Below are 16,342 nucleotides of genomic sequence, written 5' to 3'. Positions count from 1 at the left end.
TGAACGATGGATGATATGATGGCTTTGATCGCGATACTGCCCGGCGACGGGATCGGACCGGAAGTGGTGGCAGCGGCGCGGCAGGTGCTGGATGCGCTGGGTCTCGACCTGACGTTCGAGGAAGCGCCGGTCGGCGGCGCGGCCTATCGCGCGCACGGTCATCCGCTGCCGCCCGCGACCTTGGACCTCGCCAAGCGCGCCGATGCCGTCCTGTTCGGCGCGGTCGGCGATCCCGAGTTCGACAATGTCGCGCGCGAACACCGCCCGGAACAGGCGATCCTGGGCCTGCGCAAGGCGCTGGGCCTGTTCGCCAACCTGCGTCCCGCAAAACTGTTCGCCGGCCTTGAGGACGCGTCGGCGCTCCGTCCCGAAGTTGCCGCCGCGATCGACATGGTGATCGTGCGCGAGCTGACCGGCGACGTGTATTTCGGCGAAAAGGGCCGGGGCACGACGCCCGATGGCCTGCGCGAAGGCCATGACCTGATGCGCTATGACGAGGCGGAGGTCGCCCGCATCGCCCGCGTCGCCTTCGACACGGCGCGCACCCGCAACCACCGGCTGTGCTCGGTCGACAAGGCGAACGTGCTCGAGACGTCGCAGCTGTGGCGCGATGTCGTGATCGAGGTGTCGGCCGACTATCCCGACGTCCAACTCACCCATATGTATGTCGACAATGCCGCGATGCAGCTGGTGCGCAATCCGGGCCAGTTCGACGTGATCGTCACCGGCAACCTGTTCGGCGATATCCTGTCGGATCAGGCAAGCATGTGTGCCGGGTCGATCGGCATGCTGCCCTCCGCCGCGATCAATCAGGACAAGAAGGGCCTGTACGAACCGATCCACGGCTCCGCCCCCGATATCGCGGGGCAGGGGAAGGCGAACCCGCTGGCGACGATCCTGTCGGCGGCGATGATGCTGCGCCATTCGCTGGAGCAAGCCGACGCCGCCGACCGGATCGAGGCGGCGGTGACGGCGGCGCTGGTCGCCGGGCATCGCACCCCCGACCTGGGCGGGACCGCGACCACGCAGGACATGACGAACGCGGTGCTGGCCGCGTTGTGATCCCCTCGCGTTGCCGTATCCCCGCGCAGGCGGGGATACGGAGCCACGAGCGACACCCTTTTCGGCGCTGGACCCCCGCCTGCGCGGCGGTACGGTAGGGTTGTGACCATCGCCCCGCTCGCCCTCGCCATCGTCGTCCCCGTGTTCAACGAGCGCGGCAACGTGCCGCTGCTGGTCGCGGCGCTCGATGCGGCGCTGACGGGTATCGCGTGGGAAGCGATCTTCGTCGACGACGATAGCCCCGACAGCACCGCCGACGTCGCGCGCGCCATCGCCCGCGAGGACCCGCGCATTCGCGTGATCCAGCGGATCGGCCGGCGCGGCCTGTCGAGCGCCTGTATCGAGGGGATGTGCGCCACCGCCGCGCCGCTGGTCGCGGTGATCGACGGCGATCTGCAGCATGACGAGACGCTGTTGCCGCGCATGGCGGCGGCGCTCATCGCCGACCCGGCGCTCGACCTGGTGATCGGGTCGCGCTTCGTCGCCGGCGGCGGGACCGGCGCGTGGGATGCCGATCGCGTTGCCAAGTCGGCGCTCGCCACCCGCCTGTCGCGCCGCGTGTTGCAGGCCGATCTGTCCGATCCGATGAGCGGCTTCTTCATGGTTCGGGGGGAGGTCGTCCGCCGCATCGTCCCGCGCCTGTCGGGGATCGGGTTCAAGATCCTGCTCGACATCCTGACCGCCGCACCGCAGCCGCTGCACTTCACCGAATTGCCCTATGTGTTCCGCACCCGCGCGGTGGGGGAGAGCAAGCTCGACCATGTCGTCGCGCTCGAATATCTGATCGCGCTGTACGACCGGATGTTCGGGCGGGTGGTGCCGGTGCGCTTCGTCATGTTCTCCGCGATCGGTGCGGCAGGCGCGATCGTGCATCTGGCGGCGCTGGCGCTATGGCTGGAACTGGGCGCAGGGTTCATCGCGGCGACGATCGTCGCGACGGTCGCCGCGATGACGTTCAACTTCTTCCTGAACAACCTGCTGACCTATCGCGACCGGCGGCTGCGGGGGGCACGCGCGCTGCTCGACGGCTGGGTGTCGTTCTGCGCGGTATGTTCGGTGGGCGCGGTCGCCAATGTCGGCGTCGCGGCGTTCCTGTACGATGTGCGCGGGCATGCATGGGCGCTGCCGGCACTGGCCGGAATCGCGGTCGGCGCGGTGTGGAATTTCGCGCTGTCGTCGCGCTTTACCTGGGGGCGGTACGGGCGGAAGCGGGCGGCCTAACGCCAGCTATTGAACCACATCCACCGGTTGAACGCCTGCGGCCCGCTGAGCGGCGCGGCGGAAATGATCGGGTAGAAATAGACGAACAGCATCAGCACCAGCAGCGCGAACCATTCGTGCGCCCGCGCGAACCGCCCCCTGGCACAGCCATGGAATCCTGCCGCCAGCGCGAGGCACAGCCAGATGCTCGACAGGTGGTAATAATAATAGAAGCCGAGCGACTTCGGGATCACCGCCCACACCGCCAACGACCCGACCCACAGCAGCCCGACGCCCAGCAGCGCACGCGACCGCTGCCGCAGCCCGGCCCACAGGCACGCCGCCACCGCGACCAGCCCGCCCCACATGATCGCCGGATTGCCCAGCAGCAAGACACCCCGCTGCACGCCGTTATCGGGTTCGTAGAAATACCAGATCGGCCGGATCAGCAGCGGCCAGCTCCACCAGCTCGACTGATAGGGGTGGGGGGCCAGGATCTGCGTCTGCCGCTGGTACATTTCCAGCTGGAACGGGATCAGCCGTGCCAGCGTCAGCGGGTCTTGCGTATAGAAGAAGGCCGGCGCAAAGGTCGCGAAATAGGTGCCGATGCTGACCGTCCCGAACAGCGCCAGCGCCGGAAACAGCGGCAGCCCCGGCCAGTAATCGCGCCCGTCGCTCTTGCCCCACACCAGCAACAGCCCGGCGCCGGCGACATAGGGGACCGCCGCCCATTTCACGCCCACCGCCAGCCCGAACAGCGCCGCCGATAGCGCAAGGCGCCACGTCGGTCGCCCGCGCATCGACCACAACAGCGCCGCGATGGCGAGCGTGGTGAACGCGCCCAGATACACCTCCAGCATTGCCGTCCGCGCCTCGACCAGCAGCGTCTGGTTCAGCATCGCCAGCCCCGCGCCGAACGCCGCCACCGGCACCCGCCGAAACAACAGTTGCAGGCAGGCAAAGACCCCCAGCACGGTCGCGGTTCCGGCCAGCGTGCCGAATATCCGCCAGCCCCACGGCGTATCGCCGAACAGCGCGATGCCGGCGGCGATGAACATCTTTGCCACCAGCGGATGTTCGGTATTGGCGGGATAGGCCAACGCCAGCAGCGTACGCGCGGCGGGCACATAATGCACCTCGTCGAACGACAGCTTCCCCGGTCGCCCAAGGCCCCACATGAACAGCAACTGCGCCACGACGGCGATCAGCAGGGCGGTGGTCCACGGGCGATCGCGCAGGCGGGAGAGCATGGGCCGGGGGTGTAGCGGAACGTAGCGCAGGCGCAATCCTCCCCGTGCCGGGGAGGATTTGCTGCATCGCCCATCACTTGCCACAATCCGCGCATATTGGTTTCGGGACATGGCACTGATCGACACGTTCCTCGCCCGTACCGTCCGCCGCGGTACGCTCTCGCTCACCCACGCCGATGGCCGCACCGTCACCTTCGGCACTGCCGACCCGGCCTTTCCCGATGTCGCGATCCGCTTCACCCATCCCGGCGTTGCCGGCCGCATCGTCCGTCATCCGGCACTGGGCGCGGCCGAGGCGTTCATGGACGGCGAACTGGTCATCGACCGCGGCGATATCCGCGATCTGGTCGAGCTGCTGACTGGCAACACCCCATGGGGCCGGGGCAGCTCGCTCGCGCCGTCGCTGCCGATCCGGATGTTCGACGCGGTGCGCCACCGGCTCGACCGGGTGAACATGGCCCGCCGGTCGAAACGCAACGTCGCGCACCACTACGACCTGTCCGACCGGCTCTACGCGCTCTTCCTCGACACCGACCTGCAATATAGCTGCGCCTATTTCACCGACCCCGCCAACAGCCTCGAACAGGCGCAGTCGGACAAGAAGGCGCATATCGCCGCCAAGCTCGCCCTGAAGCCCGGCATGCGCGTGCTCGACATCGGCTGCGGCTGGGGCGGGATGGCGCTGTACCTGCATGAAAAGACCGGCGCGGAGGTGCTGGGCGTCACCCTGTCTGAAGAGCAGATCAAGGTCGCCCGCCGCCGCGCCGAGGAAGCGGGCGTCGCCGACAAGGTGAAGTTCGAACTGATCGACTATCGCCACGTCACCGGCCGGTTCGACCGGATCGTGTCGGTCGGCATGTTCGAGCATGTCGGCCCGCCGCAATACGCCACCTTCTTCCGCAAGTGCCGCGAACTGCTCACCGACGATGGCGTGATGCTGGTCCACACCATCGGGCGGATGGGTGTGCCGGGCGTCACCGACACCTTCACGACGAAATACATCTTCCCCGGCGGCTACAACCCGGCGCTGTCCGAGATCGTGCGCGGCTATGAAGGGACCAAGCTGATCACGACCGATATCGAGGTGCTGCGCGTCCATTACGCGCTGACCATCGATCACTGGTACGACCGCACCGTCGCCGCGAAGGACGCCATCGTCGAGCTATACGACGAAAAATTCTATCGCATGTGGACCTTCTACCTCGCCGGCGCGGCGGCGGCGTTCCGCCATGGCGGCATGGTCAACTACCAGGTGCAACTCACCCGCAACCGCCTCGCGCTGCCGCTGACCCGCGATTATATGCTGGAGGAGGAGCGGCGGCTGCGGGGGTAGGACTTGCGCATATTCGACTGGCTGTTCGGGCGTACCCCACCCTCGCTCGACCCCGATGGGTTCGGGCAGAGCCTGCGCGACGAACTGCGCTTCGAGCGATACTTCCGCCGTGCGCGCCTTCGCGACGTTCATTGGCGTGTGCCGGCCGCAGCGGAGGTCGCCGCGATCGCGGGGCATCCGATCCTCGGCCGGTTCGGTGACCACGTGTTCGTAGTGGCGGAGGTCGACGACGAACGCTGGATCGTCCGCGACCGCGACTGGTTCGGCTGGCCCGATCCGCCCGAATATGCCTTCTTCGCGCTGGCCGGCGACACGATCCGCGCGGCGACCGATTTCGATGACTGGCCGCTGCGCTGGACCCTGCCGGACGATCTGCCCGACTATTCGATCGTCACTCCGACAACCTTCCAGTCGCCGCCTTCCTGATCGAGCGTCACCGTCTCGATCTTCTCGCCGCCGATGGCAAAGCGGGTGCGGAATTTCAGCATTTCGACGCCGGCCGGTGGCACCGGGATCGTCTCCTGCCCGATAAGCGAGCGCGACACGACCGCGCCCAGCGGCGGGCGCACGCGCTGCGACACCTCGCTCCACACCGCTTCGCTGTTCAGCTTGCGGAACGCCGCACCGAACCGGGCATAGCTGTCACGCCAGCGCTGCTGGTCGACCAGTTCGAGGAACTGGCGGGCGGCATCGGCGGCGGGCACGCTCGGCACCGTCGTGGACGGCGGCGGTGCCTGGGTCGTACCGGGCAGCAGGGTCAGGGCCAGCAGGCCAAGGGCTAGGGTCATCAGCATCACTCCGATCAGAACCGGCAGCCGGCGACGTGCCGCTGCCGCGCCGTCGTCCGGCGCCGGTTCCACATCGTTCGCCGCGCCCCGCGCGTCGTCCCCGGTTCTTGTGTCCCCCAGATTTTCGGGGGTGGCTTCCGCCGCCAGCAGCATCCGCGCCGCCTCGCGGCTGCTCGACACCGCCAGCTTGCGCCGCGCATCGCGCAGCCGTTCGTTGATGGTATGGACCGACAGCCCCAGCGTGACCGCAACCGACTTCGCATCATGCCCGCGCACGATCAGGCGCAGCGTCTGCTTTTCCTTTTCGGTCAGGGTGTCGATGCCCTGTCTGGCCGGCATGGTCATGGGGTTCGGCCTATGGCCGGGCCGGGGGAGCGGCTACCCCTAAAAATTTGTGGGACGTAATCCCACCCCGCCGGCCAGAGATCGTCATTCCCGCGAAGGCGGGAATCCATAGACGCCGCGGTCGAGGCAAGATCGCAATCGTCAGCGGCAATGGATTGCCGCCTACGCGGGAATGACGGCGTGCAATGTCAAGCGACCGCCCGCCCCGGTCAATCCTCGCCGAACCGATCTTCGACCAGCTGGCACAATTGCCCCACCACGGCCTCCGCGCCGTCACCGGCCGCGCTGATCGTGATATGGTCGCCCTTGGCTGCGCCCAGCATCATCAGGCCCATGATCGACGTGCCGGTGACGCGCGATCCGTCCTTTTCGACGCTCACTTCGATCGGCTGCGCGGCGGCCATCGTCACGAATTTCGCGCTGGCCCGCGCGTGCAGGCCGCGGCGGTTGGTGATCTGGACGGTGCGGGTGACGCTCACGCCGCCGCCTCGCCCAGCACTTCGCTGGCGACCGATATATACTTGCGCCCCGCCTCGCGCGCGGCGGCGACGGCTTCGGCGACCTTCATTGCTTTGCGCGCACCGCCCAGCCGGATCAGCATCGGCAGGTTGATGCCCGCGATCACCTCGATCCGCCCGGTTTCCATCAGCGAGATGGCAAGGTTGCTGGGCGTGCCGCCGAACAGGTCGGTCAGCACGATCACGCCCTGTCCCGCATCGACATCGGCAATCGCCTTCGCAATGTCGGCGCGGCGCTCCTCCATATCGTCCTCGGGACCGATGCACACCGTGCCGATCCGCTCCTGCGGACCCACGACATGTTCCATCGCCACGACGAACTCCTCGGCAAGACGTCCGTGCGTCACCAAAACCAGGCCGATCATGTTCGTCGTCGTTCCTACATCCGTCATGGCGCCTGTCGTGCGCCTTCCAGCGAATCCTGCGGCGCGGTGCCAAGGTCGCGATGGTGTATCGTGGGCGAAAATCCCTGGGTACGCAACCATGCGCCCATCCGTTCGGCGACATGGACCGAGCGGTGCCGCCCGCCGGTACAGCCGAATGCGATGGTGACATAGGATTTCCCCTCCGCGCGGTAACGGGGGAGGAGCGTCAGCAGCATCGTTTCGAACGACGCGATCGCCGCGTCATAGGCCGGGTCGGCCTGCACATAGGCGGCGACATCGGCGTCGAGGCCGGTGCCCGGCCGCAGCACCGGGTCCCAATGCGGATTGCGCAGGAACCGCATGTCCAGCACGATATCGGCGTTGCGCGGCACCCCGCGCGAAAAGCCGAACGACAGCACCGACAGCACCGGCGCGCTGCTGTCCGGTTCGGCAAAGGTCTCGCGCGTCCATTGCGCCAGGTCGTTGCGGCTGAAATTGGTGGTGTCGAGCAGCCGGTTGGCAAACGCCCGCAGCGGCTCGAGCACCTCGCGCTCGCTCTCGATCCCGTCGGCGGCGGTGCGGTCTAGCGCCAGCGGGTGCCGTCGCCGCGTCTCGTTATACCGCCGCTCCAGCTCGGCCTGGCTGCTGTCGAGGAACAGCACGCTGACCCCGAAATCGGGATGGTTGCGGATCGCGGTGACGATCTGTTCGGCATCGAAGCCACGCGTGCGCGTACCGATGCCGATGGCCAGCGGCCGGTCGGCATTGGCGGGGGTCGCGGCAATCAACTGGCCGAGCAGCCGCAGCGGCAGGTTGTCGACGATATCCCAGCCGCTATCCTCCAGCGTCTTGAGCACCGTCGATTTCCCCGCGCCGGACATGCCGGTGACGAGCAGGATGGAGGCATGCTGCATTATCGGGCGATCCTGTCGAGCATCAGATGGATACGGGCCGGGGCGGATGCCTCCAGCAAGGATAGGGTATAGGCGGGCAGGGCGATGCCCGCGACGACACGGGTCATGGCCTCGGGCATGCGCTCGGGCGTGCCGGCCTCCACCCACAGCGCGACGGCCACGTCGGCGACGAAGGGGCGCTCGACGATGCCGATACCACGCACCTCGATCCGCCCGGCGATGGTCGCGGGCGGCGCGGCGTACAGCACGCCGTCCCGCGCCGACAGCAGCGTATAATCATCGCTGACCAGCACCGCGCCGCCATCGATCAGCCGCAGCGTCAGGTCGGATTTTCCCGCACCCGGCGGTCCCGCGATCAGCACCGCCCGGCCGTCGATCGCCACGCAACAGGCGTGGACCGGCGGCGGGTCGTCGCTCATGCGCCGGCCACCGGCAGCTGCACGATGAAGCGTGCGCCCTCGCGCTGGTCCCTGCGTGATTCGGCGGCGATCATACCGCCATGGCCTTCGACGATGGTCCGCGCGATGGCAAGGCCAAGGCCCGAATGTCGTCCGAAAGCCTCATCGCCTGGTCGCACCGAATGGAACCGGCGGAACACCGCCTCGCGCTGTTCGGGCGGCACGCCGGGGCCGTCGTCGACCACCTCGATCTCCACCAGGTCGCCGTCGTTGGTTCCGGCGATCCGCACCGTGCCGCCGGGCGGCGAAAAGGAAATGGCATTATCGATCAAATTGGCGAACACCCGCTCCAGCCGTGCGCCTTCGCCGTGCACGACCAGCGGTTCGTCCGGTTCGAACCGCAGCACTACGCCCCGCTCCAGCCCCCGGTCGGTGCGATAGGCGACCAGCGCATCAATCAATGCGCCCAGGTCGACGGCCTCGAACTTCGCACGGGCCAGCTGCGCATCCAGCCGCGACGCATCGGAAATATCGGTAATCAGCCGGTCGAGCCGATGCACATCGTCCTGCACGATCGCCAGCAGCTGCGCGCGCAGCTCCGGGTCCTTGACCGCGCCCAACCCGTCGACGGCGGAGCGGAGCGAGGCGAGCGGGTTCTTAAGCTCGTGCGTGACGTCGGCGGCGAACGCTTCGGTCGCGTCGATCCGGCTGCGCAGCGTACTGGTCATGTCGGACAGCGCGCGGGCGAGCATCCCGATCTCGTCCCGGCGGCTGGGCAGGCGCGGCACCACCACCTCGCGCGCACGGCCCAGCCGCACCCGGATCGCGGCACGCGCCAGCATCCGCATCGGCCGGACGATGGTGCGCGCAAGGAACAGCGACAGCAGCACCGACAGCAGAAAGGCGACGGCCAGCACCAGGCTCAACCGTGCACGCTCGGTCCGAACGGTCGAGGTGATGTCGCGGGCGTTGACCGTCGCCATCAGCACCCGGTCCTCGGGCAGCGGCGCGGCGGCGGTGACCACCGGCGTCCGATCGGGCGCGCGCCACACGCTCGCCGCGGTCGCCCCGGTCGTACGCACCGTCACCACATCGGGCCAGCGCAGGCCCCGACCCGGCGCGCGTTCGCGGTACAGCGGATCGCGTTCGTTGCCGACCACGGTATCGATCCCGGCATCCAGCGCGCGGGCGGCATCCTGTTGCCAGCCATCCTTGTCCGGATCGACCAGCTGGAAATTGCGCACGCCCAGCGCCCGGCTGTCGGCGACCAGCCGCCCGCGCCGGTCGTAGATGCGCAGCCGCAAGCCCGACTTGCGCGCGAAATTGGCCATTTCGTCGGTGCGGTCGTCGGGCGGCATCAGCGACAGCGCCTCGGCGATCAGCCGTACCTCACGCTCGGCCTGCGCCACCCGCCCGTCGACGATCCGCGCGCGATAGCTGTCGAGGTAGAAGAACCCGCCTGCCAGCAGTGCCAGCGCAAAGATGTTCACGAACAGGATGCGCGGGGTCAGCGACACCCGCCCCGACCAGCGCAGCGACAGCGCGCCTTCGTCGGGGAGCAGGTCCTCGGGGGGATCAGCGGGGGGCATGATACCTCACCGCTTTCCATGGCCGTGCCCCCGCGCAGGCGGGGGTCCAGAGCCCGGCAGGACTGGCGTATGTGATCGTGGCCCTGGGCCCCCGCCTGCGCGGGGGCACGGCGGTGAAGCAGGCCACGGCTGGACCGCCACCGCTATCCACCGCCACCCTATTCGTCCGCGAAGCGATACCCCGCGCCGTACAGCGTCTCGATCGCGTCGAACTCCTTGTCGACCTGCCGGAACTTGCGGCGCAACCGCTTGATGTGGCTGTCGATCGTGCGGTCGTCGACATAGATGTCGTCCTGATAGGCGGCGTCCATCAACTGGTTGCGCGTCTTGACGATGCCGGGGCGGCTGGCCAGCGTTTCGAGGATCAGGAACTCGGTCACGGTCAGCGTGACGTTCTCGCCGTTCCACGTCACCTTGTGCCGCGCCGGGTCCATCGCCAGGCGCCCGCGCTCCAGCACCGCCTGTGGCGCGCCCTCCGGGCTACCCGGCTCGCCGGCCAGCGCCGGTTCGGCGCGGCGCAGGATGGCGCGGATGCGCGCGATCAGCAGCCGCTGCGAAAACGGCTTGGCGATATAGTCGTCCGCGCCCATCGCCAGGCCCAGCGCCTCGTCCAGCTCGTCGTCCTTGCTGGTCAGGAAGATCACCGGCAGCCGGCTCTTCTCGCGCAACCGCCGCAGCAGTTCGAGGCCGTCCATCCGCGGCATCTTGATGTCGAGCACTGCCAGGTCGGGCGGATTCTCGGCAAAGGCCTTCAGCGCGACCTCGCCATCCGAATAGACCCGCGTGACGAACCCCTCGGTCTGCAGCGCGATCGACACCGACGTCAGGATGTTACGGTCGTCATCGACCAGCGCGATCGTCGCGGTCATGCCACAAGGTCCATCTGCATCACGGCCAAGGAGTACGGGAAAGGGGCGTCCCGCTCAATGCCCTGCGCTCGCGCGACGCGACATTCGATCCCTTGTCGGAACACCCGCCCAGGCGCGAACCGGGATGGCGTTCGCGCGGAGGACAGGGATATATCATATAATTCACCCGCTAACCCATTGGCCGCGATCGCAAAACATGTCGGCGATAATGTTGTTTAACGTGTTTGACGGCACCGTTTCCGGCCCCTACAGCAGCGGGAAATCGCGAGGCGGGGACACCGTCCGCGAGTCGGGATACGAGGGAGAATTACCATGGCGATCGTCACGCCCGAACACGACCTGTCGGCAATGGGCATCGAAACCGGTGCCGAGGTGCACTGGAATCTGCAGACCCCGCAGCTGGTCGAACTGGCGGTCGCACGCGGCGAAGGACGGCTGGCCAAGGACGGCCCGCTGGTCGTGACCACCGGTCGCCACACCGGTCGCAGCCCGCAGGACAAATTCATGGTCCGCGACGCGATCACCGAAGATACGGTGTGGTGGGGCAAGACCAACCGCGCGATGGACCCGGCGCATTTCGCCACGCTGAAGGCCGACTTCCTCGCCGAACTGGTCAACGAACCGAACCTGTTCGTGCAGGACCTGTTCGGCGGGTCGCAGCCCGAGCACCGGGTGAAGGTCCGCGTCATCAACACGCTGGCATGGCATAACCTGTTCATCCGCACGATGCTGGTCCGCCCCGAGAACGCCGATCTGGCGGGCTTCGTCCCCGACTTCACCATCATCGACCTGCCCAATTTCCGCGCCGATCCGACGCGCCACGGCTGCCGCAGCGAGACGGTGATCGCGGTCAGCATGACCGAGAAGCTGATCCTGATCGGTGGCACGCAATATGCCGGCGAAATGAAAAAGTCGGTGTTCGGCCTGCTTAATTTCCTGCTGCCCGAAACCGGCACCATGCCGATGCACTGCTCGGCCAATATCGGTCCCAAGGGGGATACGGCGGTGTTCTTCGGCCTGTCGGGCACCGGCAAGACCACCCTGTCGGCCGATGCCAGCCGCACGCTGATCGGCGATGACGAACATGGTTGGTCGGACACGGCGGTCTTCAATTTCGAAGGCGGCTGCTATGCAAAGATGATCCGCCTGTCGGCCGAGGCGGAGCCGGAAATCTTTGCAACGACCAAGCGGTTCGGCACCGTCCTTGAAAACGTCGTGATGGACCCGGATACGCGGGCGCTCGACCTCGACGATCCCAGCCTCGCCGAAAATTCGCGCGCGGCCTATCCGATCGACTGCATCCCCAATGCGTCGGCCGACAATATGGGACCGGTGCCCAGCAACGTCGTGATGCTGACCGCCGACGCCTTCGGCATCCTGCCGCCGATCGCCAAGCTGACGCCCGACCAGGCGATGTACCATTTCCTGTCGGGCTATACGTCGAAGGTGGCGGGGACCGAAATCGGCGTGACCGAACCCGAACCGGTCTTCTCGACCTGCTTCGGCGCGCCGTTCATGCCGCGCCACCCTTCCGTCTATGGCAATCTGCTGAAGGAACGCATCGCCAAGGGCAATGTCGCCTGCTGGCTGGTCAACACCGGCTGGACCGGCGGGCAATATGGCGAAGGGCGCCGGATGCCGATCAAGGCGACGCGCGCGCTCCTGAACGCCGCGCTCGACGGATCGCTGAACGACGCTGAATTCCGCACCGATCCGCATTTCGGGTTCGAGGTGCCGGTGTCGGTGCCGGGCGTCGACGCCGCGATCCTCGACCCGCGCAGCACCTGGGCCGACGGCGATGCCTATGACCGCACCGCCGCCAAGCTGGTCGACCTGTTCACCGCCAATTTCGCGCAGTTCGCCGATGCGGTCGATGCCGGGGTGCGCGACGCCGCCCCGCGCGTCGCCGAACCGGCCTGACAAGGTAGGAAAGGAGCGCCCCCGCCACGTAGCGGGGGCGCCCGTTCCTGTCCGTGGATAGCAACGCCGCGCCTCGCGTTGTCCCATCCATGCCCAAGCCGTTCCACGAACCGCAATCCGCCCGCCTGACGCTGCATGCCGGGCGCAAGCTGCGCTTAAGGGCAGGGGTATCGGTCACGCCTGCCGGGTTGCTGTCGATCGGCGCTCTGGTATCGTCGATCCTGTTGTCCAGCGCGGCGATCGTCGTTGCCGCGCGGTTCCCCCTGCGGGATCGGGAGAAGCGCGATGTTCTATGATTCGAACGCCTGGCCCCCGCCGCCCGACGGCTATGAACCGCCACGCCCGCCCGCGCGCCTGACCCGGCCGCAGGAGCGGGTGATGCTCGGCAGCATCGGCGTATTCCTGCTGGTGATGTTCGTCGGCCCGCTCGCAGGATCGTCGGTGGTCGCCGGGATCATCGCGGTGTTTTCTTAAAGCTGCCCCCGGACGAACATCCACCGATCCCCCTCGGCCCCCGCAAACCGATAGCCGTCGCTGTCGAACCCCTGCATCGCCGCGACGTCGGTCACGCGGTGCTCGCACATCCACCGCGCCATCATGCCGCGCGCGCGCTTCGCATGAAAGCTGACGAAGCGCGGCCCCTCCGGCCCATCCTCGCGGAAATCGACCTCGATCACGCGGACATCGCCCGGCAGCTTGCCCGCCACCGCATGCCAATATTCCTGGCTGGCAAGGTTCAGCACCACGTCCGACCCGCTCGAGCGCACATCCTGCGCCAGCAGGTCGGCGATCCGGTCGCCCCAGAACGCATACAGGTCCTTCGCCCGCCCCGGCGCCCAGCGCGTGCCCATCTCCAGCCGATAGGGCCGGATCGCATCCAGCGGCCTGAGCAGCCCGTACAGCCCCGACAGGATGCGGACATGATCCTGCGCAAAGTCGAACTGCGCCGCCTCCAGCGACTTGGCATCGAAGCCGGTATAGACGTCGCCCGCGAACGCTAGCAGCGCGGGCCGTTCCGCGGCATCCGCAAAGTCGCGATACCGCGCGGCGTTCAACTCGGCCAGTTTTGGCGAAATCCGCATCAGGCTGGCGAGCTTTGCCGCGCCCAGCCGCGCCGCGCCGCGCGCGATTTGCCCGATCTCATTGGGAAAGCGCGGCGCGCTCCAGGTCAGTTCGGGCAGCGTGCTCGTGTAATCGAGCGTCTTGGCGGGGGACAGGATCGCGATCATTGCCTGGCCGCCTATCGGCCCGGCGCGGACACGTCAAAGGGGGGTGGCGTTTGGTCCGCTCACGCGGACGCGGCATCCAATCAGGATACGCTGTGGGTGGCCGGGTGGGGGAGCGGGCCGGTGCAGCCCTGATTCGAAACCGACGGACCCGAACCGTTCAACGCGCGTTCAGCGCAGGTCCGGCAACGCATCATTACGTGCGTGTGCTTGTGCGGACGCATGGTTCGACCTAGATGGGCCGCGCCTGCCGGGCGCTCACGTCCAGCATCAGTTTTCGGGAGAAATCACGGCATGACGTTCGTTTCCAAGGCTGCCCTGGCTGCCCTGCTCGGCATGGGTGCGACCCTGGCCGTCGCCGCGCCGGCCGATGCCCAGCGCAAGAAGAAGGACGAAGCGCCCGCCGCGCCGCAGATTCAGGTCAGCGAAGCGTTCCGCACCGCCGCCCTTGCCGCCGACGCCGCGATCAAGGCCAAGAATTTCGCCGCCGCCGATCAGCAGATCGCCGCGATGCAGGCCGCCGCCACCCCCGGCAACCAGGACGAGGCCTATTTCCTCGCCCAGCTGAAGGTGCAGTCGGCACAGGCCAAGAACGACCGCCCGGCGCTCGCCGCCGCGATCGACGAACTGCTCGCCAGCCCGAAGCTGAAGCCGGAAGAGCGCGGCAGCCTCTATTACAACCGCGGCGTGCTCGCGCTCGACACCAAGCAGACCGATGTCGCGGTGCAGAATTTCGAACGCGCCAAGCAGGCCGGCTATAACGAGCCCGACCTCGAACTGCGCCTTGCCAGCATCGCGATCCAGAAGGGTCAGGTCGATCAGGGCCTCGCCAGCCTCGAAAAGGTGATGGCCGCACGCAAGGCCGCCGGACAGCCGGTGCCGCCGGGCTGGTACGACCTCGCCATTTCGCAGCTCTATCGCTCGAACCGTCCGGTCGAGGCCGGTCAGTGGGCGCGCCGCAAGCTGGCCGAATATCCGACCCAGGCCAACTGGCGCACCGTGCTGGCGCTGTTCCGCGACCGTGCGGACAACAAGGGCGCGACGCTCGGCAACCAGGCCCGCGTCGACATCCTGCGCCTGATGCGCGACACCAAGTCGCTGGCCGGACAGGACGATTATCGCGACTATGTGCAGACGACGCAGGACATCGGCCTGCCGTATGAAAGCGTCGCGGTGATCGACGAAGGGCGCGCGTCGGGCAAGATCCCGGCCTCGGCCAGCGTCTTCAATTCGCTGAAGACCACGGCGCAGGCACAGATCAAGGCCGACGGTTCGGCCGCCGCGCTCGAAACCCGTGCAAAGGCCGGTTCGAACGGTCGTGCGGCAATGGCGGCGGGCAACGTCTATCTGGCGACCGGCAACAACGCCAAGGCGGTCGAGCTGTACAATCTCGCGCTGCAAAAGGGCGGGGTCGACGCCGACGAGGCCAACACCCGCATCGGCATCGCCCATGCCCGTGCCGGTCAGGCTGCCGAAGCCAAGGCGGCACTGGCAAAGGTGACGACCACCGGCCCGCGTGCCGAAATCGCCAGCTTCTGGACCTTCTACGTCGACAATCCCCGCATCGTCGCCTCGACCCCGGCGGTCGGCAACAACTGATCGGGTGATCGCAACACGAAACGGCCCGGACCAGCGATGGTCCGGGCCGTTTTCGTTTGGGGGCGGTTTGGTTCGGAACCTCCGTCAACCAACGTCACCCCGGGTTCGACCCGGGGTCCCGCTTCTTCTTCTTCTTCGCAACGGCAACAGGAAAGCGGGACCCCGGATCAAGTCCGGGGTGACGAAGGGAGCGGGCGGACCGTCCACCCCAACCACCCCGTTCGGTTCGAGCAGCTTCGAGCTTGTCGAGAAGCGTCTGTCGAGAACTCCCCGTTCGGGGCATCCCCTTCTCGACAGGCTCGAACCTGCGTCCAAAGCAAACGGGGGTGGGAGCTGTAAGGTATTACTCCCCCGCGGAAACCGGAATCCCCGGCAACGCCTTCGACGTCCTGACCGTCGGCGACGTCTTCACGCTCGCGACATTCGGCGCGGTAATCAGCTGCGTCGTCAGCATCGACTGGAACGTTTCCAGGTCCGCCGCGACGATCTTCAGGATGAAATCGATCTCGCCGTTCAGCATATGGCATTCGCGGACCTCGGGGATCGTCGCGATATGCGCCTCGAACGCGGCCAGGTCGCTGCCCGCCTGGCTCTTCAGGCTGACCAGCGCGAACACCGTGATGGTAAAGCCCAGCAGCCGGGGATCGAGCGCGGCGTGATAGCCGCGGATCGCGCCGGCTTCTTCCAATGCACGCACCCGGCGCAGGCAGGGCGGCGCGGTCAGCCCGACGCGTTCGGCCAATTCGACGTTCGTCATCCGCCCGTCCTCCTGCAACAGGGCAAGGATTTGCCGGTCGATACGATCGAAAGCCATGATAGAGTTCCGTGATAGGGTTCGAATGATTGCCCTGCGTACAGCATTATAAAATTACGCGGAAGCGCAATTGTCCCACATTGCGACGTACCGAAAATGGGCAGTTCCGTATTAACGGTGTCGGGGTTAAGGGTCATGGGCACCCGGCAGTT

The 16,342-nt window shown here is 67.2% G+C and carries 18 protein-coding genes; 8 read left to right on the top strand and 10 right to left on the bottom strand.

Annotated elements, in window-relative coordinates; genetic code table 11:
• Positions 1-18 precede the first annotated feature (18 nt).
• Entirely contained in the window at positions 19-1,062 is a 1,044-nt protein-coding gene (gene leuB / locus ASE58_RS03320; RefSeq protein WP_055818176.1) for a 3-isopropylmalate dehydrogenase, read from the top strand.
• A 102-nt stretch (positions 1,063-1,164) separates the two neighbouring features.
• Positions 1,165-2,283 (top strand): glycosyltransferase family 2 protein, encoded by a 1,119-nt coding sequence (locus tag ASE58_RS03315; RefSeq protein WP_055817805.1) that lies wholly within the window; start codon positions 1,165-1,167, stop codon positions 2,281-2,283.
• On the opposite strand, the gene ASE58_RS03310 is transcribed toward ASE58_RS03315, so the two are convergent.
• A complete protein-coding gene (locus tag ASE58_RS03310) occupies positions 2,280-3,512 on the bottom strand; it encodes a phospholipid carrier-dependent glycosyltransferase (protein ID WP_055817803.1) in 1,233 nt (410 codons plus the stop codon). The two genes, ASE58_RS03315 and ASE58_RS03310, sit on opposite strands and share 4 nt — an antisense overlap.
• Before the next feature lie 109 nt (positions 3,513-3,621).
• Here ASE58_RS03310 and ASE58_RS03305 point away from each other — a divergent pair, with 109 nt between their 5' ends.
• Entirely contained in the window at positions 3,622-4,845 is a 1,224-nt protein-coding gene (locus tag ASE58_RS03305; RefSeq protein ID WP_055817801.1) for an SAM-dependent methyltransferase, read from the top strand.
• Positions 4,846-4,848: 3 nt separating this feature from the next.
• A complete protein-coding gene (locus tag ASE58_RS03300) occupies positions 4,849-5,271 on the top strand; it encodes a hypothetical protein (RefSeq protein ID WP_055817799.1) in 423 nt (140 codons plus the stop codon).
• Here the strand turns inward: ASE58_RS03300 and ASE58_RS03295 are convergent.
• The 7 genes from ASE58_RS03295 to ASE58_RS03265 all read right to left on the bottom strand — a co-directional run bounded on the left by ASE58_RS03295 (position 5,226) and on the right by ASE58_RS03265 (position 10,631).
• Positions 5,226-5,978: a helix-turn-helix domain-containing protein gene (locus ASE58_RS03295; protein WP_055817796.1), complete on the bottom strand. Its 753-nt coding sequence runs from the start codon at positions 5,976-5,978 to the stop codon at positions 5,226-5,228. The genes ASE58_RS03300 and ASE58_RS03295 overlap by 46 nt on opposite strands.
• 209 nt (positions 5,979-6,187) lie before the next feature.
• Complete coding sequence (locus ASE58_RS03290; protein ID WP_055759787.1) at positions 6,188-6,457, bottom strand: HPr family phosphocarrier protein; 270 nt, start codon at positions 6,455-6,457, stop codon at positions 6,188-6,190.
• The gene (locus tag ASE58_RS03285) at positions 6,454-6,861 is read right to left on the bottom strand and encodes a PTS sugar transporter subunit IIA (protein WP_055761511.1); all 408 of its coding nucleotides are present in this window, start codon (positions 6,859-6,861) and stop codon (positions 6,454-6,456) included. The genes ASE58_RS03290 and ASE58_RS03285 overlap by 4 nt, the downstream gene beginning before the upstream one ends.
• A 23-nt stretch (positions 6,862-6,884) precedes the next feature.
• Positions 6,885-7,775, bottom strand: coding sequence for an RNase adapter RapZ (rapZ, locus tag ASE58_RS03280; RefSeq protein ID WP_055817794.1), 891 nt, complete (start codon positions 7,773-7,775; stop codon positions 6,885-6,887).
• Positions 7,775-8,194: an HPr kinase/phosphorylase gene (locus ASE58_RS03275; protein ID WP_055817792.1), complete on the bottom strand. Its 420-nt coding sequence runs from the start codon at positions 8,192-8,194 to the stop codon at positions 7,775-7,777. The genes rapZ and ASE58_RS03275 overlap by 1 nt, the downstream gene beginning before the upstream one ends.
• Positions 8,191-9,762 carry a sensor histidine kinase gene (locus ASE58_RS03270; RefSeq protein WP_055817790.1) on the bottom strand — a complete coding sequence of 524 codons (1,572 nt, stop codon included), beginning with the start codon at positions 9,760-9,762 and terminating at the stop codon, positions 8,191-8,193. Before ASE58_RS03270 ends, ASE58_RS03275 begins: the two co-directional genes overlap by 4 nt.
• Positions 9,763-9,920: 158 nt before the next feature.
• Entirely contained in the window at positions 9,921-10,631 is a 711-nt protein-coding gene (locus ASE58_RS03265; RefSeq protein ID WP_055759799.1) for a response regulator transcription factor, read from the bottom strand.
• A 312-nt stretch (positions 10,632-10,943) separates the two neighbouring features.
• Between ASE58_RS03265 and ASE58_RS03260 the strand changes: the two genes are divergently transcribed.
• The 3 genes from ASE58_RS03260 (at position 10,944) to ASE58_RS03250 (ending at position 13,025) form a co-directional block, all read left to right on the top strand.
• Complete coding sequence (locus tag ASE58_RS03260; protein ID WP_055817788.1) at positions 10,944-12,551, top strand: phosphoenolpyruvate carboxykinase; 1,608 nt, start codon at positions 10,944-10,946, stop codon at positions 12,549-12,551.
• 89 nt (positions 12,552-12,640) lie between these two features.
• A complete protein-coding gene (locus tag ASE58_RS03255; protein WP_055759806.1) occupies positions 12,641-12,847 on the top strand; it encodes a hypothetical protein in 207 nt (68 codons plus the stop codon).
• The gene (locus ASE58_RS03250) at positions 12,837-13,025 is read left to right on the top strand and encodes a hypothetical protein (protein ID WP_055817786.1); all 189 of its coding nucleotides are present in this window, start codon (positions 12,837-12,839) and stop codon (positions 13,023-13,025) included. Before ASE58_RS03255 ends, ASE58_RS03250 begins: the two co-directional genes overlap by 11 nt.
• Here ASE58_RS03250 and yaaA read toward each other — a convergent pair.
• Complete coding sequence (gene yaaA / locus ASE58_RS03245) at positions 13,022-13,780, bottom strand: peroxide stress protein YaaA (RefSeq protein WP_055817784.1); 759 nt, start codon at positions 13,778-13,780, stop codon at positions 13,022-13,024. The genes ASE58_RS03250 and yaaA overlap by 4 nt on opposite strands.
• A gap of 291 nt (positions 13,781-14,071) precedes the next feature.
• Between yaaA and ASE58_RS03240 the strand changes: the two genes are divergently transcribed.
• The gene (locus ASE58_RS03240) at positions 14,072-15,376 is read left to right on the top strand and encodes a tetratricopeptide repeat protein (RefSeq protein WP_055759815.1); all 1,305 of its coding nucleotides are present in this window, start codon (positions 14,072-14,074) and stop codon (positions 15,374-15,376) included.
• A 343-nt stretch (positions 15,377-15,719) separates the two neighbouring features.
• On the opposite strand, the gene ASE58_RS03235 is transcribed toward ASE58_RS03240, so the two are convergent.
• Complete coding sequence (locus ASE58_RS03235) at positions 15,720-16,190, bottom strand: Lrp/AsnC family transcriptional regulator (protein ID WP_055759818.1); 471 nt, start codon at positions 16,188-16,190, stop codon at positions 15,720-15,722.
• Between the last annotated feature and the right edge of the window lie 152 nt (positions 16,191-16,342).

Origin of the sequence: Sphingomonas sp. Leaf9 (assembly GCF_001421355.1) — a bacterium.
In the GTDB taxonomy this organism is placed as follows: domain Bacteria; phylum Pseudomonadota; class Alphaproteobacteria; order Sphingomonadales; family Sphingomonadaceae; genus Sphingomonas.
The sequence above is the reverse complement of the archived record's forward strand: the minus strand, read 5'-3'. Positions and strand labels throughout refer to the sequence as shown.